Here is a 24,259-nt window from a genome sequence, read left to right as displayed (position 1 = left end):
GAATAGATCTTCGGCTGTTATTCTTGTGAAGTGTTTGTGTTACAAATAGCAATACTTTATGTTAGTTTATCAGACATCATGTCGATTTGACTACAATATTGTCGGAAATGTGACAAAGAAACATCGTGTATGGTGGATTTTTCCATTAAACATGATAAAATTCAAGAAACGGTTCAACCGAAGACTTGCGTTGTATATCCGACATACTAATCGATAGAAAATGGAGGAGGACGCAGCCAATGGAGCCAAAGACGACTTTCAGCGATATTCCCAAAGGATTCGCGGCGTGGTTTTTTAAGCAGAGGCGCAGATATACGTCAAACAAGAAGATCGAATGGATGGTTGAGCGGCTGTTCCAAGGTCTTCTTATCGTTTGGGGGATCATTCTCATTCGGTGGTTCATCCTGATCACGATTGCAACATTGCGGCATTTCGGGGTTTTTGATTGAAGGGGTGAGATGATCCGAGGCTGGCGCATGTTATAAAACAGGTACCGGTATACATATGGAAGAAAAGAATAAGCAAGCCGCCAGCTCGAATGCAGCTGCTGCTCTGGGAAGCCCGACTTGGTGGTCGAGGCTTTTTTTGTTGCATGGAGCCATTTTACATAAACCGCGACTGATATTGAGCATCCGTTAACACTTCCTCCTTACACTTGAATGTAAATAAGGTAGAAGAGGGGATATGGAGTTGAAGCATAAAAGCATGAAAGTAGTTTCGCTGTTGATGGCAGCGGAAATCACGATGGCCTCTCTGTTTTCGGGGGGCAGCGTGTATGCTGGCGAGGGGCAGGAATTGCTCCAGACCGCCAGCATGGAGACGACATCACAAGATGCAGCTATTGCTGCCGTGGATTTGGGCATGACCGATATGATCTTTCCGGATGCGTATGCGGAAGAGCCGTATGCGGTCACCGTAGATGTGTATGGCGGACAAGCGCCTTATACGTTCTCGGCGACAGGTTTACCGGCAGGCTTGACCCTTGGGTCCGATACGGGAGCCATTTCAGGTACGCCTGCGGCTGGACAAGAGGGCGAGCATACGGTTGAGGTAACGGTGCAGGATAGTGCAGCCTTACCTGCTACGGCCCAATCGGTTGTGAAATTGCAAATATTGGGCAAGCGTCCATCACCTGTGGCCGACAAGCTGGCCATGAAGATGATCGGACATTATTCCGTAGGTACTTCCAACAAGGATGGTGGCGTAGCGGAGATTGTAAAATACAACAAAGATAACGGGAAGCTCTATTTGGTTAACGGATCGACCCAGCCGGCCAGTCTCGAAATCGTGTCTCTAGGCGCCGATGGCAGCTTGGTTAAGGACAAGCAGATCCATGTAGAAGATTTGGCGAACACGGGCGGTTTCCTGTATGGAGACTTGACCAGCGTGGATATCAACACCAAGACGAAGCAGGTCGTGGCTGCCGTTCAGGAGCAGGATCATACGAAAGCCGGCAAGGTCCTGGTGCTCGACTATGACGGCGGCTTGATCGGATCCTATGAAACCGGCGTTCAGCCGGATATGGTCAAGTACACGTCCGATGGCCGTTATATCCTGACGGCGGATGAAGGCGAGCCCCGCACGGAGACCGCACCGGATCCGGAAGGAAGCATCACGATTATCGATACTTTGGCTGGCGAAGTAAGCCATTTGAAGTTCGATGACCCGTCGATCATTGACGATCCGGTGCATATTCGCGGGAATGTGGAAGCGGACGGCCAAATTCGCAGCACCGGAACGAAAAACGATGCCGTCCATGATCTGGAGCCCGAATACATCGCATTGTCGGAGGACGAGCTGACAGCGTACGTGGCCCTGCAGGAAAACAATGCGATAGCCGTGGTCGATATCGCCTCGAAGCAGGTTCAATCGGTCCGGGGACTCGGATATAAGGATTTCAATCAACCGGAAAATCAGCTCGATTTGCTGAAGGATGGACAAATCAAGTTTGAGAATGTTCCTTTTTACGGCATGTATATGCCGGACGGAATTGCGACCTACAGCGTGAACGGGCAGCAGTATATCCTGTCCGCGAACGAAGGGGACGCTACCGGCTGGGATGACCGAAGCAATGAAAGCGACATCGGCAAAATGAAATCCAATTTGGATCCATCGTCGCCGGCATCCCAATTCCTGGCTGGCAAAGGGACAACCTATGACAAGGTTGAAGTTGCGAGCGATATGGGCAGTGAAGGGCTGTATCTGTACGGGGGGCGTTCCTTCTCCATCTGGAATGCGGCGGATTTGTCCCAGGCATACGACAGCGGCAGTGATTTTGAGAAGATTACGGCGGAGCGCTTGCCGAATCATTTCAATGCAAGCAATGACAAAACCGATCTGGACAGCCGCAGCGCCAAGAAAGGCCCGGAGCCGGAATATGTTGCCGTGGGCAAGGTCGGACAGAAGACGCTGGCTTTTGTCGGACTGGAGCGCATTGGCGGCGTCATGACCTATGACGTAACGGATCCATCCGCTCCGGCGTTCCTGAACTACTTCAACTCGCGGGATTTCAACGGAGGCATCCAAACGGATTCCGGACCGGAGGGACTGGACTTTATTCCGGCTTCGGACAGCAAAACAGGACGCCCGTTGCTGCTGGTTGCGAATGAAGTTAGCGGAACGGTGGTGCTGCTGGAGCTTCAGGTGACCAAAATTACGGTGGATAAGCCATCGCTCACGTTGAAAACGGGCGGGTCCCCGGAACCGTTGCAAGCAAGCGTTGAGCCCGTTCAGGGCGGATCGGCCGAGCTGGCTTGGCGTTCCTCCGACGAAACGGTAGCCGTCGTGGACCAAAACGGCCTGGTTACGCCGGTATCCGCAGGTGAAGCCGTGATCACCGTCCTGAGCAAGGATGGCTACGGTTCGGCGGAAGTATCGGTTAACGTAACGGACGGTTCGCCGGATGGAGAACCGTGGAAGTTAACGGTGATGCATACCAACGACACCCATGCGCATCTGGCGGAAGTGGCCAGACGTGCAACGCTGGTTCAGGAGATCCGCAGCGAAGGCGGAAACAGCCTGCTGCTGGATGCAGGGGACGTCTTTTCTGGCGATCTGTATTTCACCAAATGGTTTGGGCTGGCTGATCTGGCCTTCATGAACTATATGGGTTATGACGCGATGACGTTCGGTAATCATGAATTCGATCAAGGCACCAAGACGCTTGCGGATTTCGTGAGCAAGGCGCATTTCCCGCTCGTCAGCGCGAACGTGGATCTTAGCCGCGACGCTAACATTTCACATCTGATTAACAAGCCGGCGGTTATCGATACCGATCAGCCCAAGACAACGGCAAATAGCGGGGTATATCCATACGTGACACTGCTGGTTGACGGCCAGAAGGTCGGGGTGTTCGGCTTAACGACCGAAGATACCGCGGAAACCTCCAGCCCGGGTAAAGACGTGGTCTTCCGTGATGCGGTGACCTCGGCTCAGGCTACCGTTGAGGCGATGGAGAAGGAGGGGCTGGACAAGATCATCGCCCTGTCCCACCTGGGGTACGCCAAAGATCTGGCGCTGGCCGAAGCCGTCGAAGGCATCGACCTCATCGTCGGAGGTCATACCCATACGACGCTAAACGCGCCGGAAGTGGTGACGGACAGTCAGCATCATACCCCTACCGTCATCGTCCAAGCGAATGAGTGGGGCAAGTTCCTCGGCCGGGTAGATCTGCAGTTTGATAAAAACGGCGTCGTTCTCGTGGGAGACGGCGAACTTGGCGGGAAGCTGATCCCGGTAGACAATACGGTCCAGGAAGACTCGCAAGCGAAGGATATGCTGGCTCCTTACAAAGCGGAATTGGAAGAACTGATGAAGCAGGTTATCGGCATTGCCGGAGTCGAGCTTGACGGCAAACGCGAGAATGTCCGCTCCAAGGAGACGAACCTGGGCAATCTGATTGCCGACGGCATGCTGGCTAAAGCCAAAGAGCTGAAAAACGCCGATATTGCCCTCACGAATGGCGGAGGCATCCGCGCCGCGATTGATGAAGGCGATATTACGATGGGCGAGCTTCGGACGGTGATGCCTTTCGGAAATACGCTGTTTGTAATGGACGTCACCGGACAGCAGCTGAAAGACGGGCTGGAAAACGGAATAAGCGGTGCCAAACTGGCGGATCTGCCAGGGAAGTTCCCGCAAATCGCCGGGATGAAATTCAAGTGGGATCCCAGCGCTCCGGCAGGAGATAAAGTGTTCGACGTACAGATCATGAAAGACGGCAGCTACAAACCTCTGGTATTGACCGAAACGTACCGGATGGCAACGAACAGCTTTGTAGCCAAGGGCGGAGATGGATATAAATCCTTTGCCGATGCGATTGCCGAAGGGAAATACAACGAGGATCTGGGTTACCCGGATTATGAAATTTTCATGGAGTATGTGAACAAGCTGGGCGGTAAGGTATCGCCGAAGGTCGAGGGCCGAATTACGGAGCAGAAGAAGCCGGCGAATCCTGGCGATGGCTCTTCTCCCGGATCAGGATCAGGCGGTTCGGGAGGCGGCACGGTAACGCCGCCGACAACGCAGCCTAATCCTCCTGCTACTGGCGGAAATACATCCGAGCCAAACGTGATGACAGGCAATAGTTTGAATATCAGCGCTGCTTCAGGCGGAACGATGGACCGCATTACGGTAAAGGAAGAGGCGTGGAAAAAGGCCGTAAGCGGCTTGTCCGCGAACGGGCAGCAGGAATTGATTATTCGGGCTCCTGAATTGAACCGTGCCGCGGAGCTGTCCCTTCCCGCAGCAGGCCTGAAGCAGGCCATGGAACGGAATCCGAAGGCAACCCTGGTGCTGGAGACCGCACTTGGAGCCTTCCGTCTTCCGATAACGGCTCTGCCTCTGGATGAGGCTCTGGAGACGGCACAAGGGTCCGGCAACATCCAGGTGAAGATGTCGGTGGCTCCCGCAGCAGGCAAGGTAGCGGACGCTATGACAAGCAAGGCCACTTCCATGGGCGCCTCGTTGGCAGCCAATGGAGGACTGCGGTTCGGCGCAGCGGTTGGAGCGCCTGGCGCAGAGCAGGAACTGAAGGATTTCGGGAAGCGCGTCATCAGCCGTATCATGCCGCTGCCGACAGGGATGAATCCGGATTCGCTTGCTGCCGTCATTTATGACGAAGCGGCGGGGACTTTCCGGTTTGTACCGGCCGTAAGGACGACATGGAACGGTAAAGCGGCGATCGAAGTCAAGCATGCCGGAAACGGCGTTTATGCGCTGCTGCAATACAAGAAGACGTTTGCGGATCTTGACGGCCACTGGGCGCAATCGGAAATCGAATCCATGGCTTCCAAGCTGCTCGTGAACGGAGTCAACGCGGACTCCTATGCACCGGGCAAGGCGATCACGCGAGCTGAATTTACGGCCATGCTCGTCCGTGCGATGGGGCTCAGCCCGGTCATCGAGAGCGGTGCATTCAAGGATGTTCAGGATCATTCCGCGTATGCCGGCGAGATTGGCGCAGCCTCGCGCTACGGCTTGATCGAGGGCGGCAACGGCGGTGCCTTCTCGCCGAATGCCAGCATGACCCGAGCGGAAATGGCTGTAATGATCACCCGGGCCATGGAGGCGGTGAATCCGACAGACTTGTTGAATCAGGGTGCGAATGCCGCTGCCGGATTCAAGGATCAGGCATCCATCCCGGTTTGGGCGGCGGCCCATGTGGCCAGTCTTACTAAGCAAGGCATCGTACAGGGTGACAACCAAGGCAATTTCGGAGCACTCGATTCGGTCACGCGTGCGCAAGCAGCACTCGTACTGAAGCGTACTTTGACAGCGTTGAAGTTTATGAACTGATCGAAGCAGGATAGCATTTCATGATTAGACCGTCCTTAAGGTGGATTGAAACCTTGAGGGCGGTCTTTTGCATACTCAGGCAGATGGCAACCGGTTAAAGTGAAGCGATCAGGCATCCGATACATTTATTAAGGGATGGATATAACGACCTGATAACGATCTGATAAGGATCTGATAAGGATGGAGTTCATGCGCATTGAATCTGAATATACATATTGGAAGTGGAACAAAGCATTGCTGAGTGAGACGAAGCAATCGGAGGAAACAGCTGCGGAGAGTGTTCTCGGCTGGTATCTAAGCCTTATGGGAACGGAATGAGCCTTAATACCGAGGAAGCGCTGGAGCTGCTGAATCTTCAGCAGGAGCGGCCGCTGTTCAAGTCAGAAGGTATTCGAGATAAACCGTGAAGATGGTAAAAAATCATGCTGGTAACAAATTGATACTTGCTGTATAATTCTCAGTAAGTATTGGATGAACGTGAGATTTTTCATTGTATTCAAGTCTAATTTCGTTTATTTTGAAAATAGATGTATTTACATGAAAGGATTCATGTTATAATTTCAATATAACAACTAAGTTTATAGGAATTATCGGTTAATTAGTGATTAAGGCATTACAAAATAAAACATGAATATGGATCTTCGGGGTAAGGTGAAATTCCTGACCGGCGGTGATGGTTCGTTCCTTCGCGAACGAACCCAAGCCCGCGACTCTCTGCGTTCTGTAGCCAACATGAATGCAGCGACTGACTTGGTGCAATTCCAAGGCCGACGGTAAAGTCCGGATGGGAGAAGATCAAAGATGAGTTTGCCGTGAATGCGAATATTCCATTTTGGCGCAGGCTTATTTGATCAGCCCCCGTATACGTCGGCCATGCCGATGACGGGGGCTTTCTGCTAGTAAGACCTCCGTATTCAAGACAGGAGAGGGCAAGATGAGTAATATGAATACCGGGATCAAGGTGAAACCTTATGGTTCCGACACACAGGCAAGTCGACGTTTTAAAGGAGGGTTCTGGCTCGTCGTTTTGGGGGCCGCCCTGTGGGGCGTTGACCCGTTATTCCGGGTTATTCTGCTTAAGAATCTGACTTCGGCTCAGATCGTTTTGCTCGAACATATCATTATTTCCTTGATTGCGATTCCTGTATTGTGGAAGAACCGGGAGGAACTTAAGAGCCTGGGCTGGAATCATGTCGGCGCACTGCTGTTTATATCCTGGGGCGGTTCGGCATTGGCTACCGTATTGTTCACGATGGGGCTGTCGAGCGGAAATCTGAATGCCGTCCTGCTGCTGCAGAAGCTGCAGCCGCTGTTTGCCATCATTCTGGCCAGCCTGCTTCTGAAAGAGAAGCTTCCGCGCCATTTCGGGATCCTGCTTATCATCGCTTTGGCAGGCACGTATTTACTCACCTTCGGCTTAACCCTGCCGATCGGCCATTGGAACGAGTTTGTTCAAGTCGGCAGCCTCCTGTCCTTAGGCGCAGCAGCCTTATGGGGCGGCTCAACGGTCATGGGACGCTTGATGGTAGGCAAACTGAAGTATGAGACGGTAACCTCGCTTCGTTTCGTGCTCGCGCTGCCGCTCCTGACCGTCATTACTTGGAGCGAAGGGGCAGCTTGGAATATGCCGGCATGGGGCACAGGCGCCTTTGCCTTGGTATCGCTGAACCTGATCGGGCAGGCACTGCTGCCGGGTCTGCTGAGCTTGCTGGTGTACTATAAAGGGCTGACCACGACCAAAGCCTCTGTCGCAACGCTGGCTGAATTGAGTTTTCCCATGGTGGGCGTGCTCATCAACTGGATTGTATTCCAGCAAATCGTGACAGGGCCTCAGCTCCTAGGATTCCTGCTGATTTGGATCGTGCTGTTCATCATATCGAGACAGCAATCCGAGGCTTCTCCGCAATTGCAATAAAATCATACGTTTGTAGAAAAAGCCGATCCGATGGGGTCGGCTTTTTTTGCCGTTACTCCAAGCAAAGCTACTCCAATCCGTTTGCATGGCGAAACGATTATTTTTTCAAAAGATGTGTAGGGTTTCCGGAATTAAAGGTGTCTTATATAGTAGCACGGGATTTGTGGCTTGGTTCTACCAACAGAGATGATTATATAAGAGGGGGAGGATCCCATGGAGGATCAGACATTGCTGGATGGGCTAGCGAGGAAAGATCCGCGATGTTTTGAAACATTGGTTGACCGCTATTCACGCTACATAGCCGCGGTGGTTGCTAAGGTGGCAGGAGGGCGGTTTAATTCCTTCGATGTGGAGGAGATCACCGGGGACGTGCTGGTCAAGCTGTGGACAGACGGGACAAAAATCATGCTGCGCGGAGATAGTCTCAAGCCTTATCTGGCGATAGCCGCGCGTAATCATACCTTGAATGCATTGCGAAAGAGGCAGCGGGTCATTGAATCCGAATTGGAAGATGACGCCGTTTCTTGTCCCTCTGCGGAGGCACTGGCTATTCTGCGGCAGGAGAAGGAAACGATAAGCGGCATGGTACAGGGGATGGGCGAACCGGATCGCGAAATATTCATCCGCAGGTACTTTTATTTAGAGAAAGTCCGCGATATTGCAAGCCGGCTGAATATGCAGGAGAAGGCCGTCACCGCCCGGATCCGCCGGGCAAGGGACAAACTGCGCATACATTATGAAACCGAGAATCCGTAGGATTTCTATAAAGACCGTGTCTATAGGAGTGAAGCTTCAAATCGATTGCGAAAGGGGATGGATGCAAGTGAAGCGGCGAATTGTAGATATCATGGCCAATATCGACAATCAGGAGCTGGACAATCTCCTCCTTACGGAGGAAGAAGAACGCGAGTTAACGCAGCAGATCAGTATGGAACGGATCAAGAGCCGAGCGATGAAGCGTATTCAAGAGGAGGAAACGATGGTGTTTAAAAACAGGAAAGTGAAAAAATATAAAGCCAGTATCGTTATCGCTGCCGCGATGATTATGATACTTAGCACGACCGCTTTTGCGAGCCAATACATGGATAGCTTGAAGCAGTTCTTCGGTCAATCCGCGTCCATTGCGGAAGACGAACGGTCACCTATACAAGGGACGGATACAGCATCCGGGGTAACCATGAATGTTGAAGAAGGGGTTTATGTCGGCAACAGCGGTTATTTGGTGGTCAGTTTCATGAAAGAGGACGGCATGCCATTCCCCGAGGGTGCTTCGATCCCCCTACTTGAACTGAAAACGGAGCAGAGTGTGAATTATATGGTGGGGCAGCAGCTTCTTGACGACAACAAAAAGCTTGTCGGCGTGTTTGAGATGGATGCGATGAATGACCTCGAGGGACTGAAGGCACGGATCACAGCCGATCGAATCATGTCAGCGGACAACGCCCAAGCCGTTGAAGGCCCTTGGAATGTGCAATTCACCATTTCTCCGGGCAAGCAAAGAGAACAGAGTTTGAATCTGGCAATTGATGAGGGTAAGGAAGCACTGTCTCTCCACACCATTAGTGTTTCATCCATCGGTGTAGCCATCGAAGGCAAGCGTACCGACGGTGAGCTGGATAAACTGCCGGACTATACGCCGGAGGTTAAGGTCATCGCCGCGGACGGATCGGAATTGAAGCTTCACGCCAGCTCGACAAGCACCACGAAGAGCGGATTTCAGTGGCTGTATAATCTGGACAGCAAGAATAACCTCGTATTTCTGGGGGATATGGACATCAAAAGCGTCAGCATTGACGGCAACGTGACGGAGCTGAAATAAATATAAAGCCGGCATGGGGAAACCATAAAGGGGCAGAAGCGAAGGCTTCTGCCCCTTATCCATGATGAATACCTCGGGCAGCAATGGAACCCGAAAACCGTGAAGCAGCAGGCCATAGCCTGAATGCTCACGGTTTTTTTGCAGCTTGGGATCCGAATTTTATACATGAGAAAAAAATGTATTGAAATTGAAGAAAACGTCCATTACAATGAAACCAATTGCCATACTAGTTATACTAGTATACAAAATTACGACTCTCTACATAAGTGAAAGCAGCAGCGGAATCTATTGAATCTAACGCTCCAAATGAGGGAGTCTATTCTTTAAGTCAAATATGTAAGCGCTTAATTGCACAAGCTGGTGGACGAAGGACTGCTGGACAAAGAGAGCTTTACCCAGGATGACGATCAGGCCGTGCAAAAATTCGTGACCGGCAAATCCTTCATCATCAACGGCAACTCCCAGACCGTGGTCCAGCACCGCACCGATATGGACAAAACGCTGGGCGAAGGCAAGTATGCCATCAGCAAAATCACGGTTCCCGGCGGACCGGCCGGCCAGCTGATGTCCGGCAGCCGACTCGAGAACGGGGTCATGATCTCATCCAAAGTGAAGGAGAGCGAGCATTTCAAAGCCATTCTGCAGTTTATCGACTGGCTCTATTACAGCGACGAAGGACAGGAATTCGCGAAGTGGGGCGTCGAAGGCGTAACGTATACGAAGGAAGGCGGCGTACGCAAGCTGATGGACGACATCAACTACAACGGACTGAATCCGAAGGGCACGAAGGATCTGCGGATCGAGTATGGCTTATCGGGCGGCGTGTTCGCTTACGGCGGCACGACCGAGCTGCTGCAATCCATGTTTAGCGAGGAAGAGCAGCAGTTCCAGAAGAGCATGAGCGAAGCAAAAACGGTTGTGAAGCCGGAGCCGCCGATTCCATACTCGGTAGAAGAGCGCGAGCGAGTGACGCTTTTGAGCACGCCGCTGAAGGACTACACGGATCAGAACACGCTGAAGTTCATTCTGGGCGACCGCGATCTCGCCGAGTACGACAAGTTCGTGCAAGAGCTGGATAGCCAGGGCGTGGGACAATACCTGGAGATTGCGAATAAAACGTATAAAAAATATAAAGAGCAACCATAACCAACGGATCGACAGGCTGCGTTTCTTGATGGAAGGGCAGCCTGTTTTTCGGTTCGGCCGTTTGCGTTGGTTCCCAAGGAGGGCATTCCAGATTGCGAGTCACCGTTCAAGACATCATCAACCGCTTAATAGAGCCCGCAGCATTTCTTGAATCCAAGGTGGACAGGGTTACGGCAGGAAGCGCCGAAGCGGTGGTCCACGGCATTGCCGTCACGTTTACGGCATCGTATTCGGTTCTGCAGAGAGCGGTCCAAGTTGGGGCCAACCTTGTCATTACCCATGAAGGGGCGTTTTACAGCCATCAGGAGGAGGGATATGAGGGGTTGGAGGCGAGTCCTGTCTTTCAGGATAAACTCCGCTTGATGGAGTCCGGGGATCTGACGATTTACCGGTTCCATGATGCGCCTCACCGATACGTTCCCGATATCATGACGCAAGGACTGGTTCAGGCGCTGGATTGGGAAGTTTATGTCGATAAGCATCTTAAGGCAGCGGCCATTGTCACGCTGCCGGAAGAGATGAGCCTGCCGGATATTGCGGAGCATGTAAAAAGAAAGCTGAATCTTCCTTACCTTCGTTATGTCGGTAATCGAAGCAGCATATGCTCCAGAATCGGCATAACCGTGGGCTATCGCGGCGGCGGCGCGCATGCCATTCCCCTCTGCCTGAAGGAGTCGCTGGATCTTCTCATCGCAGGGGAAGGTCCGGAATGGGAGACGCCTGAATACATGGGCGATGCGGCGGCGCAGGGCAGGGGCCCGTCCCTGCTTCTGCTCGGCCATGCTGCCAGCGAGGAGCCCGGCATGGCCTGCGTGGCCGATAGGCTGCGGGAGTTTTTTCCGGGGATTCCTATACATTATATACCGTCCGGCCCTTTGATTCGGGTAATATAGAGGGAAGGGTAACTTTAAGCAAAGAGAACATAGAGCATTTAAGAAAGAGGTAGCGATATATATGTCAACAGAGCAAAAGATTAAAGGCTCTACCAGAGAGTATTCTTATCAGCTATTGAAGGATCGGATATTTCATCTGGAGCTGGAGCCGGGTACGAAAATCTCGGAAAAAGAAATTGCGGATGAATTGAACGTCAGCCGGACACCGGTCCGGGAAGCGTTCATGAAGCTTGCGGAGGAAGAGCTGCTGGACATCATTCCGCAAAGCGGGACGATCGTATCCCGTATTAATCTTCGGCATGTTGAGGAAGGCCGATTTATCAGGGAGAAGATCGAGAAGGAAATCGTGGCCCTCGCCTGCGGTTCTTTTCCCGAAGAGTTCCGCTTCCGCCTGGAAACCAATATTGCGCTGCAGGACGTGTGCGCGGGCAACCATAACTTCTATAAGCTGTTTGAGCTGGACGAGGAGTTCCACCAAATTCTGTTTGAGGGGACGGGCAAAGAACGGACCTGGAAGATGCTGCAGCAATTGAACATCCATTTCAACCGTCTGCGGCTGCTTCGCCTGTCCAAGGACTCCAACTGGGAGAATATCATCTCCCAGCATAAAGAAATGTATCAGTTGATCGTCAATCGGCAGGCGGAGCAAGCCATGAACGTGATGGAGCGTCACCTGCGCCTCGTCGTTGTGGAGCAGGATATTTTGCGAGAGAAGTATCCGCATTATTTCATCTAACCATCGATATACATTCATCATTCAAAAATAATGGCCCGCAGGAGAGTCGCCCGGGAATCAAGCGACCTGCCTTGCGGGCCATTTTTCATTAAATCGATCTGCGGATGACACGGTCCAGAATTTGGGCCACGTGGGATGGCCCCTGGGCCAGATCCTGCTTGTCGAGGGTTACCCAGGAGTGCTGTTCATCCATATCGAGCGAACGCTGGAGCCAGCCTGAAACGCCTCTGCCTCTCCGGTCGACTTCGACCAGGATGGAAATCCCCTCCTGCTCCGGATAGAGAATCAATTCAAGCTCTTTGATATGACCGGCATAGGAGGAGCCGGGATAAAATTCAATTTCCTGCACGAATGGAACACCCTGGCCGAGCCGCGGATGATATTCGCATGTTGCTATTTTGAAGCTGAAGCCAAGCGCTTCGACGGCGTCGAACACAATGGATGCGTCCTCGTTCGGTTCGACGTCGATGAAATCGCGGTCCTTCGGATCGATGGCATTATCGATATCGAGTCCGGTGTGGATCCAGACCGGCTGCCGCGAAATGGTGAGCGGCGTTTCCAGCGGCAAAGGAAAGGCGAACGGAATTTCCTGCTGATCGCCAGGCTTCAACGTGAGGCGGCTTGAGACGTTGACTTTTGCAATGGTATAGGATTCTATGTATTTCTTGTCGTCGCTTTCCCTGGTATATTCCGTCATCAATTTCAAATAGATGCGGTCGACCGTCTGCTCTACGTTGCCTCCCTTAATGTGAATGATTCCGCGTACTTCTTCACCCGGATAATAGGAGGATTTTTCGAGGTGCGTATCGATCTGGGCGGCTCCAATTCCTACACTGGCTAACATTTTGTTAAAAAACGACATAAAAGATACCTCCATAAGAGAATGTATGATAATGGAATTATACGCTGGAGGATCGTCTCTGGTTTCCATATCGAAAAAATATTTTTTGCGGTTTTTTGCGGAGCCAAGATGTTGGCGCCAATGAAGCGAAAGAATCCCCGTACGACACCGGGAAAAAGTACATGGCTCGTTCGCATTCGCGGGTCCGGCATGGTATATTGGACACGATACCATTAAGGATGGAGCAATCAAGGCATGAGTGAACAACGGCGTTCCGGACAAGGAACCAACAACAGCAAATCAGCGGCATACGGGAAGAAGACTGGTGAGCGGACTGCAGCGAACAAAGCAGGGGCAAAGCCGATTTTTCAACGTGACCGTATGAAGAACAGCAATTCGTCGTCGGCATCCCCGCATGCGAAGGGGAGACGAGCGAATCAATATAAGCAAGGGGTACGCGGACCGAAGCCGTCATCCGGGCGCGAGCATGCGGATGAGCTGCAGGCCGGGGACGTGATTGTCGTTACGATCAAACGCCTCGGCATTAACGGCGAGGGAGTGGGTTACTACCGCCGCAAGGCGGTGTTTATCGATGGAGCGATCACGAATGAGGTGGTCAAAGCCGAGGTGAGGGAGGTTCAGCCTAAATTTATCAAGGCGCAGCTGCTGGAAGTGGAGAAGCGTTCGCCTCACCGGATAGAGCCCCCTTGCCCGGTATTCGGCATTTGCGGCGGATGCCAAATTCAGCATATTTCCTATGAGGGACAGCTGCAGGCGAAGACGGATATCGTGCGCGAAGCGTTCAGCCGCTACGCGGGATTGGACGATGTCAAGTTTAAGCCGATTCTCGGGATGGAGCATCCATGGGACTACCGGAACAAAGCCCAGCTGCAGCTGAAACGGAAGGGCCATGAAGTGATCGCAGGGCTCTATGAAGCGGACAGCCATACGATTGTGGATATCAGCGGCTGCCCGATTCAGCATCCGAAGGTCAATGAAGCGGTGGAGAAGGTCAAATCCGTACTCGAGGAATTGCGGATACCGCTTTATAAGGAGAATGGTGCCAAGGATGGCGTACGGACGATCGTAGTCCGTCACGGCTTCCAATCCGGGGAATTGCAGGTGACGCTGATCACGGCTGGAAGCAAGCTGCCAAGGCAGGACGATCTCGTTCGTATGCTGCGCCTTACCATTCCGGAGGTAAGCGGAATTTCACTCAATATCAATCCGAAGAAAACCTCGCTCATCTTCGGAGACCGGACAATCTCGCTATGGGGCACCGAGAGCATGCAGGAATCGCTGAGCGACCTGCAGTTCTCGCTGTCGCCGAGAGCGTTCTTCCAGCTGAATCCGCAGCAGACCGTCAAGCTGTACGAGTCGGTCCGGGCGGCAGCGGGGCTGACCGGGAAGGAAACCGTCATCGACGCCTACTGCGGCACCGGCACGATCGGCTTGTGGCTTGCGCCGTATGCCAAGGAGGTGCTCGGAATCGAGACGATTCCTGAAGCCGTCGAGGACGCCAAGGCGAATGCACAGCGGAACGGAAGGGCTAACGCCAGCTTCCACGTCGGCCAAGCCGAAGAGCTGCTGCCGCGCTGGGTCAAGGAAGGCATGAAGCCGGACGTCATCATTGCCGACCCGCCGCGCACCGGCCTGGACCCGCGCTTCCTGGAAACGGTGCTCCGCACCAAGCCGAAGCGGTTTGTATACGTATCCTGCAACCCTTCGACCTTAGCCAAAGATTGCAAGGTGCTTCTGGACGGCGGCTACGAGCTTGAATGGGCGCAGCCGGTCGATATGTTCCCGCAAACCAGCCATGTGGAGGCAGTCCTATTGATGAAGCTGAAATCATAGAAGCCATATGATGGCTTCATGTAAGCGAGTTTCCATTTTCGCTTTGGTCGACAACGCCCCCTTTCTATGATATGGTAGCAAGTAATTAGGCATTTCGTTCCCATGGAACGAGGTGCCTTCTCGCATATATAAAAGGTTTTTACATTAAATGTCTATCTGGAGGTGATGCAATGGTGCTCCTGATTTCCCCGCTACGGGGGGAGAAATCCGTAGTTCATAACGGACGATCGATGGAGAGTGCACCCAAATAACGATAATCTGAGGAGTGTTGTTGAGATGAGAGTAAATTTACGAGCAGAAACGCGCGCTGCGATGAACAAAACCGGACTGAAGCAGCTTCGTCTTTCGGGACGAATTCCGGCGGTTGTATTTGGCACAGGGGAAAACAATATGATGATTCAACTGTCCGCCAAAGAGTTCGGCAAATGGGCACGGAACGGCAAAGGAGGGATCCTTGAGCTTCATTTTGAAGATCGGGAGCCGATTCCGGTTTTGCTGGAGTCCGTTCAGCGTGATCCGGTAACTCGTGAATACATTCATGTCGACTTTTTACGTATCAATATAAATGAAGTTGTGCGGACGAGAGTGAATCTCGATTACATCGGCACCGCAAAAGGAGCCAAATTGGGAGGAGTCGTCCAAATCCAAAGCACGTTCATCGAGATCGAGTCCTTCCCGGACCAAATTCCTGCCACGATTCCCGTTGAAATCAGCAGACTAGAGATCGGGAATTCGTTGCATGTCGGGGATCTCAAACTGCCCGACGGCGTCGTGCCGATTTCTTCGGCCAACGAGCTGCTTGTATCGGTGGTAACGCCGAAAGTCCAGTCGGAACAACCGGAGGCTATGTAGCTTCTGCTGCCGGCAATTGCTTCCCGAATATCGGGAAGCAATTGCCGTTTTTTTCGTTAAAGCCCTTGATCGGAATCCGCGCTGGCAGAGGAAAGCTCTTTACCCGTCGATTTCTTCCATAATTCCCCTGGTAAGTAGGTAGAAAGACCCCTGACCTTTTCAAGGCGGAACCCTATAATGGAATTGCGGGAAGTCGGACATCGGAATCCCGGTTAAGCATGAATCGATCAGGAGCTTGCCCTAAGGAGGACGAGATGGATATAACCCAGGATTTCATAGATGAACGTTTCAAAGCTTATGTGCTCGAAACCTATTGCGGGAACCGTGAACGGATTCAGGCGGGCGATGTAGAACATATTATATCGCTGCAGCTTTCAAATCATGGATACTCAAGCCTGAATGGGATCGAGCATTTCACGTCGCTTGAAGAGCTGGATTGCTCGTCCAATAGCCTGACGGAGCTAGATCTCAGCAAGAATAGCAACTTGAAAACGCTGAATTGCGGATTTAACCGAATTCGAGATTTGGATGTCAGTCACAACGCCATGCTGACGAAGCTGGTCTGTTACTGGAATATCCTATCCGAGCTGCGGCTCGAGCAGAACGTGGATTTAACGGAGCTGGATTGCAGCTACAACTCCCTGTTTGCTTTGGAGCTGTATCAGAACCCCCGGATAACCTATCTCCATTGCGCAAACAATTATTTAATGAGCTTACACCTGGAGGAATGTCCGGACTTGATCGAAATCCGCTGCAACCATAATCATCTGACAAAGCTGGACGTAACCGGAAATCCTTCGCTGCAAAGCTTGAGATGCTTCAATAATCACATCACCGAATTGGATCTCACTCGCAATGTGCTATTAACGGAGCTCTACTGCTCGGAGAACAAAATCTCCAAACTGGATACGCATCGTAATCCCAAGCTGGAGCGGCTGGACCATTCCAACAATCTCATCATGGAGCCGGACCATACCGTTAAGGGCGTTGGGACCTTCGAATACGACGTCTCGCTGTCTTTCTACGGGGCCAGGCTTCAATGGAAGGAGACGGAGCTCTCCGTCAGCACGGTGGCCTCTGCCGAAGCGGATATGAACCGGCTGTCCCCGGTCATCCGGAATGCCTGGACGAATTTTGGGGAGCTGAACGACCGGGCGCTGGATCTGATTGCCGGGATGCACCCCGACGAAGACGTGAACGAGTTGGTTCTATCCGAGCTTGCCTTCGACAAGGACGGCACGTTTCGGCTAGGGTATGATGCAGGCGATACGCCGGCCGGACAACTATACATATACGTCCTGTTTAACGACAAGCTTGAAATGAACGGGGATCTCGTTTATGAAACGTATTAACCTGCGAAAGGGCTGTTATATCTGATGAAAGACGATAAAATCGTATACGGGTCGATCGACGATTACATTTCCGGCTTTGCTCCGGAGGTCCAGGATATCCTGCAGACATTAAGGCATGTGATTCAGGAAACAGCCCCGGAAGCCGAGGAAAAAATCAGCTACCAGATGCCAACCTTCGACCTCCACGGGAACCTCGTGCATTTTGCGGCATTCAAGAAACATATCGGCTTTTACCCCGCGCCCAGCGGGATCGAGGCGTTCCAAGATGAGCTGAAGGTATATCATGCGTCCAAGGGAACCTTGAAATTTCCGATCGATCAGCCGCTGCCTTATGACCTGATACGCCGAATCGTCCAATATCGGGTTCAGCAAAACCTGGAGAAGGCAGAAAGCAAAGCGAAAAAGAAGAGGTAGGCGAAGTGCTCGGGAGGGGAAGGCAGCCTTGCTGCCTTCTTTTATCTTATAGAGTTTTCTTCATATAGTAGTGGGTATGCCGCCCGGCGTTCTCGATTTTGCCATACACTTCGTAACCCTGCTTAAGGTAAAAATCCAAGGCTTGAAAGCTCAGCGTATCCAATTTAACGAACTCGCATTGCTTCTCCTTTGCGATGTCTTCGGCCTTGTTTAACAGTTTGGCGCCGTACCCCGATTGACGGAAGGGTTCATCCACGAACAAATAGTGGATCTCCAGCCAGTTCCAGCATATTTCCCCAACGACTCCGCCCAAAATCTGACCGTCCTCCTTCCTTAACAACAAGTTGATTTCCTGGTAACGGCCTTTTAAATCGTCAGGGAAATGCTTCAGATTATACGCAATCATTTGGTTTCTTACGTAATGTTTGTCCACGCTATCGGTTTCGTTTGATTCATTCGTGAAATAGATATTCATATCGTTTTACTCCTTCCGGTATGCCGGATGCGAGGTGTTTGCAGGATTCGGATACGGGTTATGCTAGCTCTCCTCCTCAACATACCATATGTGTTGCATGTACCGGCGGTAAAAAATCCTTTTAACAGAATGTACCCGTGAGCCCGCGGGGGAGCTATGTTATACTGTCAGTGTTATTTTATCCGTTTCATCTAAGGAGGATTGTCCTGACATGTGCTGCATCGCATTCATACGTATTCGTTAATGAGGGTACAGAACATCTACATCCATCCATTTTCATGTAAAAATGCGAAGGATTATTTGTGCTGTGCCTTTTTCATTACTATACGAATGAATGAGGTGCTTTTTTGTGTCCAAATATCATAAAACCCATCGTGAAAAGCTGAAGAAACCGTCCAACTTTTCCGCGCAGCATCTATTAATCAGCAAAAGGCTGATTCATGATATGATCGACTTGGCCCGGATTCGCTCCACCGATACCGTTCTTGATATCGGCGCGGGTACAGGGGCGTTAACCTTTCCGCTTGCAGAGAAAGCGGCGCGCGTGCTCGCAATCGAGGCGGATCCGGCATTTGTGGATAAACTGCTGGGCAAGATGAAGGATAGCAGCAACATTCTCGTCAAGCAGTCGGATTTTCTGGAAATCCCGCTGCCGAGAAATCCATTTGCCGTCGTGGCCAATATTCCGTATTCGATCACCACGCCGATCATGGGGAAGCTTTTGGAGTGCCCCGGCCTCCCTCTGCAGCGGGCCGTACTGCTTGTGGAGATGGGGGCAGCCAAACGTTTTACGGCCGTTCCCATTCAAGATCCGCGAATTCTCAGCTGGAGGATGCAGTACGACATTCGGCTCGTGCGGACCGTTTCGCCCCGTCATTTTGCGCCGCCTCCCCAAGTGGATTCAGCCATTCTGACCATTCATCGGAGGAAGAAGCCGCTCATTGCCGCATCGCATCAGCCCAAGTTTACGGCGCTGGCCGCCTATGGGCTGCGGGATGCCCGGCTGCCGTTATTTGCGGCTCTATCGGGCGTGTTTACACCTCCCCAGATGGCGAAGCTCGTTAAAGTGCTTAGAGTGGACCGAGAGCTCCCCGTCGGTCGGCTGAACGAAGAGCAGTGGGGGACCGTTTTTCATACGATGCTCCAGCATGTGCCGGCGAATCGCTGGCCGAAGCTTCGCAAGGGCGCCGGCAGCAAGTCCAAGAAAAGAAAGCGACTTTGAAGCGTTAGCCAACACTTCGAATTCTCGCTTTTTGAAAAAAATCGCGAAATCCTCTTGACCCTGACACTAGTGTCAGGGTTTACAATGAAATCGAATCGTTCGTCCAGGAGGTGTGAAAGCATGAAAATCGGAGAACTCGCGGCCCGTACCGGCGTCAGCATTCGTTCGCTGCGGTACTACGAGCAGCAAGGATTGCTGACGCCTGTCCGAAACGAGAACGGTTATCGGGAATATTCGATGCTTGCGGAAGAGCAGGTGCGTACCATCCAGTTATATCTAAACCTTGGATTGACCACCGAGCAGATCGCCGGTTTCCTGCATTGCGTCCTGAAAAACAAAGAGGCGTTTTGCGCGGAGGTGTTCCCGATTTTTCGTCAAAAAATCGCAGAGATCGAAGCGCAGATTCACCAGCTGAATCATATCAAGATGAATCTGGAGGAACGCATGCAATCGATTCTGGATGAACGGGAATCGGAGGAAGCGGAGGAATGCAAATGAGTTTACCACGATTAGACGCAGGGAGCTTTCAAAGCTCGATCAACCAGAACGGGGTCACGCTTGTTGAATTCGGAGCGGCATGGTGTCCGCCCTGCAAAGTGCTGCTTCCCATTCTGGAAGAGCTGAGCCGGGAGGAAGCGGGTCGCCTGGACATCTATCAGGTGGATTGTGACGAATCCCCCGAGCTTGCCGCCCAATTCGGCATCATGTCGATGCCGACGGTGATTGTGTTTCATAACGGAGAACCGGCAGATAAACTGATAGGGCTCCGGCCGAAGAGTGTATACCAAGCGGCGCTGGGCCGTTATGTATCATAAAATGAATGAATAGCGAAAACGCCTCTGATGTCGTGATGTCAGGGGCGTTTTCTTTTGGAGTAGAGGGCATTACGCCCGGCGTATCGAACTCTAATATATGGAAGATGTATGGATGTAACCTGTTTAAAGGAGATACTTTCAATGAGATCAAGAAGGAAAATCGTTTCTCTTATGGCCATCATCGTATTTAGCTGTCTAGCCATGAGTTTGGTCGACGCGGTGATCCGTCCGGATTACGCCGTCAAATCCGCCATCAAAATCATCCTCTTTCTGACATTGCCGATTGGCTACGCCATCTTCGCGGGCGGGGTTCCGTTTCCCAGGCTGTTCGCGTTCGAGAGAAGGGGTCTCCTAACCTCCCTGCTGCTGGGACTCGGCGTATTCGCCTTCATACTCGGCGCCTATTTTGGGCTGGGGCCTTTATTCGACTTTACCAAGGTGACAGGGGCACTGGAGGATAATATGGGTGTCAATGCAGGCAATTTCGTATTGGTCGCCCTTTACATATCCATCGTGAATTCATTGCTGGAAGAGTTCTTTTTCCGCGGATTTGCTTTTTTCACGCTGAAGGAGCAGGTCGGGCGGAGGTTTGCATATGTATTCAGTGCCGGGGCTTTTGCCGTGTATCATGTTGCGATGATGTCCAGCTGGTTCTCGGCAGGACTGTTCCTCTTGTTAATCGCGGGGCTGGTTGTGGCGGGACTGCTGTTTAACTGGCTGAATGAGCGAAACGGCAATATTTACGCGTCCTGGATGGTGCATATGTTTGCCAATTTTGCGATCAATGCGATCGGTTTGATGCTGTTCGGGATGATTTGAGTGTAGGGTTTCGGGCTCCCTGGATAGCCTTGTAAAATGACGGATTGACCCTCACATGATGTGATGCTTTAAAATGCGGATAACCGATGAAAAAGGAGCTGCTTGGCGTGCATATTAGTGAATTGTCACGAAAAACGGGCGTAAGTCTGCGTTCCTTGCGTTATTACGAGGAGAAGGAGCTGCTGTGCCCGGAGCGTCTGAATAATGGCTATCGCGAATACAGGGAAACGGATATCGAGCGGGTCCGCTTGATCCAGATGTATTTTAGCCTGGGATTGACGGTGAAGGAAATTATGAGTTTTTTTCAATGCGCGTTCGATGAGCATATCAAAATCGAATGTCTTCCTAACGCCATTGAGGTGGGAAGGCGGAAGCTGGATGACATCCAGCTGCAGATGGAGATGCTGAAACAGGCGGAACTCCATTTGGAGAAGAGCATTGCGGCATGGGAGGCTATTTTGCATAAGGGGGACGGGCGTCGTGAACAAGGCTAGAGGGGAAGAGGTACAGCGAGTGGCCGTTGTGACGGGAGGCAACCGCGGGATTGGAAAAGAGATAGCAAGACAGCTCGCTGCCAAAGGGCTTCAGGTGCTGATTACATCCCGTGACGAAGAGAAGGGAAGGCTGGCAGTCCAAGAACTGCTTAACGAGGGGCTCCGTGTGAAACTGCATGTAGCGGATGTCCATGAGGTCCGCGATGTGGCAGGGATGATGAATCGAATACAGTCTGGCTATGGGCGCCTTGACGTGCTGGTGAACAATGCGGGGGTGATTTTGGATCGAGGGGTTTCTGTGCTCGATGTAGAGGAGTCGGTCGTGCGCGCAACGCTGGAGACGAATTTTTTCGGGGCTCTGCGAATGACGCAGGCTGCAATACCCTTGATGAAGCAGCATCAATACGGGCGTATCGTAAACATCTCGTCGGGTCTCGGAGCCTTCGAAATCATGCAGGGCGGTTACGGTTTACAAGGGGCATCCGCGGCATACCGCATCTCCAAAACGATGCTGAACGCGTTAACCTGTCTCGTCTCGCAGGATGTAGCCAATACCGGAGTAAAGGTGAATGCGGTGTGCCCGGGCCGGGTTCAGACCGATATGGGAGGAGCAGACGCTCCGTTAACCGTTGACGAAGGGGCCGATACGGCGGTATGGCTGGCGACGATGGAGGATGATGGACCCAGCGGGAGTTTTTTTCGTGAACGGCAAAGAATCGCTTGGTAATGCTGAACATAGTTCAGCTAACAAGGTATTAAATCTATCGTATGGTATACCGATGACTCTACTAATGATTAGCAATATAAAATTACTCTGAAAAAACTCCTATTTTGAAGACGCTGATGTATAATAAGCGGTATCAGGAGGTGCAGAGTATGAGTGATATCAACATTTTCGGCCATCAAGCTCTGTTTGAACATGTCTACAAAAGTGCTCCAATTGGCATTGCCCTGGTTACGATAGAAGGAAGCTGGATCAGCGTAAATCCTGCGGCGTGCAAAATGTTTGGCTACACGGACGAAGAATTGATGGCACAGCCGGCAACCGATTATATTTATTCTGAATGCATTAACAATAAAGACAAGCTTTTACGGTCCCTGGATGAGGCGTCCTCAACCATTGCGGTGGAGAAACAACTCGTACATAAGGACGGCAATGTCATCTGGGCGTCGATACATGTTTCTCTGGTTCGCGACGATCAGGATCAAACTCCCTTGTTCTTCATTTCGCAAATTGTTGATATTACCGACAGCAAGGTAGCCGAGCAGAAGCTCCAGGAGAGCATTGAGCGATACACCTCGCTGAAGAAGTATAACCATGATGCGATTATTTCTTTCAATCTGGAAGGCAGGATTATTAACGGGAACCAGATGGCGGAGCAACTGACGGGTTTTAAGATTCCGGAGTTAATCGGAACTAAAATCTCGAATTTGATCGGCGAACGCAATCTCGCCCGAGTGCTCTCTTCTGCGGCCGATTATGTTGCCGCCGAGAAGGGGATCAACTGTATCCATCACAAGGACGGGCATCAGGTTGAAGTGCTCGCGACGCTTGCCCCCATTGTCATTCATGGCAAGAATGTGGGGTTCTACATTATAGCCAAGGATATGACGGAGCAGAAAAGGCTTATCATCGAGAAGGAAGCAGCCGAGAAGACGAATAAAGCCAAAAGCGAGTTTCTGGCGATGATGAGCCATGAGATCCGTACGCCGATGAACGGCGTAATCGGGATGACGGATTTGATACTGGAAACCGAGCTTGATGAGGAGCAGCGGGAGTACGTGCAGATCATCAAGAAGAGCGGGACAACCCTGCTGAACATCATTAATGACATTTTGGATTTCTCGAAGATCGAATCGGGCAGAACGGAGCTGGTGGAGGAAACATTCAGCCTAAGAACGGCCCTGTCCGAGACATTGAATATGATTCTTCCGAAGGCGCTGGACAAAAATATTGAGGTGACCACCTCTGTAGCGTCCGACGTGCCGAATCAAGTCTATGGGGATGTGACGAAGCTGCGGCAGGTATTAATGAACCTGCTCAGCAATGCCATTAAATTTACGCCGAACGGTTCCGTTTCGATCTCGGTTCAGTGTGTCAGGGACCAAGCTAACTCGAAGCTCATACAATTCTCCGTTACGGATACGGGCATAGGGGTGCCAAGCGAGAAGATTGCGCAGCTGTTCGAACCCTTCTATCAGGTGGATCATTATATGACGCGGCAGGTGGAAGGAACGGGACTCGGGCTGGCCATATGCAAAAAACTCGTTCAGTTGATGGGCGGGGATATCTGGTATGAGCGAAATCCGAATCAGCAGGGGTCCGTCTTTACGTTTACGGTCGATTTTTCGTTTAATGCAAACGCGGGCAACATGCCGGAGGCCGGGACGGTTCACGAGAATCACTCCGACGGCAGCGATCTGAAAATTTTGATTGCTGAGGATAATGAGGTGAACCAATTAGTCCTCAAGAAGATGATTGAGAAGCTGGGGTACAATTCGACTACCGTTCTCAATGGGCTTGAGGCGGTAGAGGCCTTTAAGCGATATCCGTATGACATGGTGTTCATGGATATACAGATGCCCTTCATGGATGGCATGGAAGCGGTCCAGCTCATTAAGGAATCGGCCCCGCCCGATCATCAGCCTTATATCGTGGCCGTGACGGCCCATGCGATCAAGGGGGATCGCGAGAAATATTTAGGAATGGGCATGGATGAGTATGTCAGCAAGCCTGTCAGCTTGAATGTCATCTCGGCCATTATCGATAGGTTTCTGGCTGAACGAAATATTGCGCAAGCCTAAATAGACAAAAG

Annotated in this window: 22 protein-coding genes and 1 riboswitch; of the genes, 20 read left to right on the top strand and 2 right to left on the bottom strand. The window is 51.7% G+C overall.

Annotation, left to right across the window (positions count from 1 at the left end):
- Positions 1-239 precede the first annotated feature (239 nt).
- The 9 genes from RB297_RS13620 (at position 240) to RB297_RS13580 (ending at position 12,305) form a co-directional block, all read left to right on the top strand.
- Entirely contained in the window at positions 240-449 is a 210-nt protein-coding gene (locus RB297_RS13620; protein WP_036662393.1) for a hypothetical protein, read from the top strand.
- Positions 450-684: 235 nt separating this feature from the next.
- Positions 685-5,796: a choice-of-anchor I family protein gene (locus RB297_RS13615; RefSeq protein ID WP_375120704.1), complete on the top strand. Its 5,112-nt coding sequence runs from the start codon at positions 685-687 to the stop codon at positions 5,794-5,796.
- A gap of 189 nt (positions 5,797-5,985) precedes the next feature.
- The gene (locus RB297_RS13610) at positions 5,986-6,114 is read left to right on the top strand and encodes a hypothetical protein (RefSeq protein WP_375120703.1); all 129 of its coding nucleotides are present in this window, start codon (positions 5,986-5,988) and stop codon (positions 6,112-6,114) included.
- A gap of 315 nt (positions 6,115-6,429) precedes the next feature.
- A riboswitch (FMN riboswitch) is annotated at positions 6,430-6,596 on the top strand.
- A 134-nt stretch (positions 6,597-6,730) separates the two neighbouring features.
- Positions 6,731-7,711 carry a DMT family transporter gene (locus RB297_RS13605; protein ID WP_090910621.1) on the top strand — a complete coding sequence of 327 codons (981 nt, stop codon included), beginning with the start codon at positions 6,731-6,733 and terminating at the stop codon, positions 7,709-7,711.
- 213 nt (positions 7,712-7,924) lie between these two features.
- Positions 7,925-8,467 carry an RNA polymerase sigma factor gene (locus RB297_RS13600; RefSeq protein ID WP_036662412.1) on the top strand — a complete coding sequence of 181 codons (543 nt, stop codon included), beginning with the start codon at positions 7,925-7,927 and terminating at the stop codon, positions 8,465-8,467.
- Between the two features lie 61 nt (positions 8,468-8,528).
- Positions 8,529-9,530: a hypothetical protein gene (locus tag RB297_RS13595; RefSeq protein ID WP_213580584.1), complete on the top strand. Its 1,002-nt coding sequence runs from the start codon at positions 8,529-8,531 to the stop codon at positions 9,528-9,530.
- 348 nt (positions 9,531-9,878) lie between these two features.
- A complete protein-coding gene (locus RB297_RS13590) occupies positions 9,879-10,676 on the top strand; it encodes a type 2 periplasmic-binding domain-containing protein (protein ID WP_375120702.1) in 798 nt (265 codons plus the stop codon).
- Between the two features lie 92 nt (positions 10,677-10,768).
- Positions 10,769-11,569 (top strand): Nif3-like dinuclear metal center hexameric protein, encoded by an 801-nt coding sequence (locus RB297_RS13585; RefSeq protein ID WP_375120701.1) that lies wholly within the window; start codon positions 10,769-10,771, stop codon positions 11,567-11,569.
- 61 nt (positions 11,570-11,630) lie between these two features.
- Positions 11,631-12,305: a GntR family transcriptional regulator gene (locus tag RB297_RS13580; RefSeq protein ID WP_015733828.1), complete on the top strand. Its 675-nt coding sequence runs from the start codon at positions 11,631-11,633 to the stop codon at positions 12,303-12,305.
- Between the two features lie 88 nt (positions 12,306-12,393).
- On the opposite strand, the gene RB297_RS13575 is transcribed toward RB297_RS13580, so the two are convergent.
- Positions 12,394-13,167, bottom strand: a complete 774-nt coding sequence (locus RB297_RS13575) for a sporulation protein (RefSeq protein ID WP_009595388.1) — start codon at positions 13,165-13,167, stop codon at positions 12,394-12,396.
- A 234-nt stretch (positions 13,168-13,401) separates the two neighbouring features.
- Between RB297_RS13575 and rlmD the strand changes: the two genes are divergently transcribed.
- The 4 genes from rlmD (at position 13,402) to RB297_RS13555 (ending at position 17,618) form a co-directional block, all read left to right on the top strand.
- Positions 13,402-15,000 carry a 23S rRNA (uracil(1939)-C(5))-methyltransferase RlmD gene (gene rlmD / locus RB297_RS13570; protein WP_375120700.1) on the top strand — a complete coding sequence of 533 codons (1,599 nt, stop codon included), beginning with the start codon at positions 13,402-13,404 and terminating at the stop codon, positions 14,998-15,000.
- Between the two features lie 276 nt (positions 15,001-15,276).
- Entirely contained in the window at positions 15,277-15,852 is a 576-nt protein-coding gene (locus RB297_RS13565; RefSeq protein WP_096775240.1) for a 50S ribosomal protein L25, read from the top strand.
- A 254-nt stretch (positions 15,853-16,106) separates the two neighbouring features.
- Positions 16,107-17,204 (top strand): leucine-rich repeat domain-containing protein, encoded by a 1,098-nt coding sequence (locus RB297_RS13560; protein WP_375120699.1) that lies wholly within the window; start codon positions 16,107-16,109, stop codon positions 17,202-17,204.
- Positions 17,205-17,228: 24 nt separating this feature from the next.
- Positions 17,229-17,618, top strand: a complete 390-nt coding sequence (locus RB297_RS13555; RefSeq protein ID WP_096775242.1) for an iron chaperone — start codon at positions 17,229-17,231, stop codon at positions 17,616-17,618.
- A 46-nt stretch (positions 17,619-17,664) separates the two neighbouring features.
- Here the strand turns inward: RB297_RS13555 and RB297_RS13550 are convergent, their stop codons facing one another.
- Positions 17,665-18,093 (bottom strand): GNAT family N-acetyltransferase, encoded by a 429-nt coding sequence (locus tag RB297_RS13550; protein ID WP_096775243.1) that lies wholly within the window; start codon positions 18,091-18,093, stop codon positions 17,665-17,667.
- Positions 18,094-18,442: 349 nt separating this feature from the next.
- On the opposite strand from RB297_RS13550, the gene erm reads away from it, so the two are divergent.
- The 7 genes from erm (at position 18,443) to RB297_RS13515 (ending at position 24,248) form a co-directional block, all read left to right on the top strand.
- Positions 18,443-19,315 carry a 23S ribosomal RNA methyltransferase Erm gene (gene erm, locus RB297_RS13545; protein ID WP_375120698.1) on the top strand — a complete coding sequence of 291 codons (873 nt, stop codon included), beginning with the start codon at positions 18,443-18,445 and terminating at the stop codon, positions 19,313-19,315.
- Positions 19,316-19,435: 120 nt separating this feature from the next.
- Positions 19,436-19,813, top strand: coding sequence for a MerR family transcriptional regulator (locus tag RB297_RS13540; RefSeq protein ID WP_015733837.1), 378 nt, complete (start codon positions 19,436-19,438; stop codon positions 19,811-19,813).
- The gene (locus RB297_RS13535; RefSeq protein ID WP_009595391.1) at positions 19,810-20,130 is read left to right on the top strand and encodes a thioredoxin family protein; all 321 of its coding nucleotides are present in this window, start codon (positions 19,810-19,812) and stop codon (positions 20,128-20,130) included. Before RB297_RS13540 ends, RB297_RS13535 begins: the two co-directional genes overlap by 4 nt.
- Before the next feature lie 141 nt (positions 20,131-20,271).
- Entirely contained in the window at positions 20,272-20,949 is a 678-nt protein-coding gene (locus RB297_RS13530; protein WP_375120697.1) for a CPBP family intramembrane glutamic endopeptidase, read from the top strand.
- 86 nt (positions 20,950-21,035) lie between these two features.
- Positions 21,036-21,443 carry a MerR family transcriptional regulator gene (locus tag RB297_RS13525; RefSeq protein WP_096775246.1) on the top strand — a complete coding sequence of 136 codons (408 nt, stop codon included), beginning with the start codon at positions 21,036-21,038 and terminating at the stop codon, positions 21,441-21,443.
- Positions 21,430-22,170 carry an SDR family oxidoreductase gene (locus RB297_RS13520; RefSeq protein ID WP_375120696.1) on the top strand — a complete coding sequence of 247 codons (741 nt, stop codon included), beginning with the start codon at positions 21,430-21,432 and terminating at the stop codon, positions 22,168-22,170. Before RB297_RS13525 ends, RB297_RS13520 begins: the two co-directional genes overlap by 14 nt.
- Positions 22,171-22,319: 149 nt before the next feature.
- Positions 22,320-24,248 carry a PAS domain S-box protein gene (locus RB297_RS13515; RefSeq protein ID WP_375120695.1) on the top strand — a complete coding sequence of 643 codons (1,929 nt, stop codon included), beginning with the start codon at positions 22,320-22,322 and terminating at the stop codon, positions 24,246-24,248.
- Positions 24,249-24,259: the final 11 nt, after the last annotated feature.

Source organism: Paenibacillus sp. CR_12, from assembly GCF_041953985.1.
In the GTDB taxonomy this organism is placed as follows: Bacteria; Bacillota; Bacilli; order Paenibacillales; family Paenibacillaceae; genus Paenibacillus_AQ; species Paenibacillus_AQ lautus_A.
The sequence above is the reverse complement of the archived record's forward strand: the minus strand, read 5'-3'. Positions and strand labels throughout refer to the sequence as shown.

Excerpts from the sequence above, each read along its gene's own strand:
- RB297_RS13580 (WP_015733828.1), top strand. The coding sequence starts at position 11,631 with ATGTCAACAGAGCAAAAGATTAAAGGCTCTACCAGAGAGTATTCTTAT.
- RB297_RS13610 (WP_375120703.1), top strand. The coding sequence starts at position 5,986 with ATGCGCATTGAATCTGAATATACATATTGGAAGTGGAACAAAGCATTG.
- RB297_RS13555 (WP_096775242.1), top strand. The coding sequence starts at position 17,229 with ATGAAAGACGATAAAATCGTATACGGGTCGATCGACGATTACATTTCC.
- RB297_RS13620 (WP_036662393.1), top strand. The coding sequence starts at position 240 with ATGGAGCCAAAGACGACTTTCAGCGATATTCCCAAAGGATTCGCGGCG.
- RB297_RS13530 (WP_375120697.1), top strand. The coding sequence starts at position 20,272 with ATGAGATCAAGAAGGAAAATCGTTTCTCTTATGGCCATCATCGTATTT.
- RB297_RS13535 (WP_009595391.1), top strand. The coding sequence starts at position 19,810 with ATGAGTTTACCACGATTAGACGCAGGGAGCTTTCAAAGCTCGATCAAC.
- rlmD (WP_375120700.1), top strand. The coding sequence starts at position 13,402 with ATGAGTGAACAACGGCGTTCCGGACAAGGAACCAACAACAGCAAATCA.
- RB297_RS13605 (WP_090910621.1), top strand. The coding sequence starts at position 6,731 with ATGAGTAATATGAATACCGGGATCAAGGTGAAACCTTATGGTTCCGAC.
- RB297_RS13600 (WP_036662412.1), top strand. The coding sequence starts at position 7,925 with ATGGAGGATCAGACATTGCTGGATGGGCTAGCGAGGAAAGATCCGCGA.
- RB297_RS13565 (WP_096775240.1), top strand. The coding sequence starts at position 15,277 with ATGAGAGTAAATTTACGAGCAGAAACGCGCGCTGCGATGAACAAAACC.
- RB297_RS13595 (WP_213580584.1), top strand. The coding sequence starts at position 8,529 with ATGCAAGTGAAGCGGCGAATTGTAGATATCATGGCCAATATCGACAAT.
- RB297_RS13550 (WP_096775243.1), bottom strand. The coding sequence starts at position 18,093 with ATGAATATCTATTTCACGAATGAATCAAACGAAACCGATAGCGTGGAC.
- RB297_RS13525 (WP_096775246.1), top strand. The coding sequence starts at position 21,036 with ATGAAAAAGGAGCTGCTTGGCGTGCATATTAGTGAATTGTCACGAAAA.
- RB297_RS13615 (WP_375120704.1), top strand. The coding sequence starts at position 685 with ATGGAGTTGAAGCATAAAAGCATGAAAGTAGTTTCGCTGTTGATGGCA.
- RB297_RS13575 (WP_009595388.1), bottom strand. The coding sequence starts at position 13,167 with ATGTCGTTTTTTAACAAAATGTTAGCCAGTGTAGGAATTGGAGCCGCC.
- RB297_RS13560 (WP_375120699.1), top strand. The coding sequence starts at position 16,107 with ATGGATATAACCCAGGATTTCATAGATGAACGTTTCAAAGCTTATGTG.
- RB297_RS13540 (WP_015733837.1), top strand. The coding sequence starts at position 19,436 with ATGAAAATCGGAGAACTCGCGGCCCGTACCGGCGTCAGCATTCGTTCG.
- RB297_RS13515 (WP_375120695.1), top strand. The coding sequence starts at position 22,320 with ATGAGTGATATCAACATTTTCGGCCATCAAGCTCTGTTTGAACATGTC.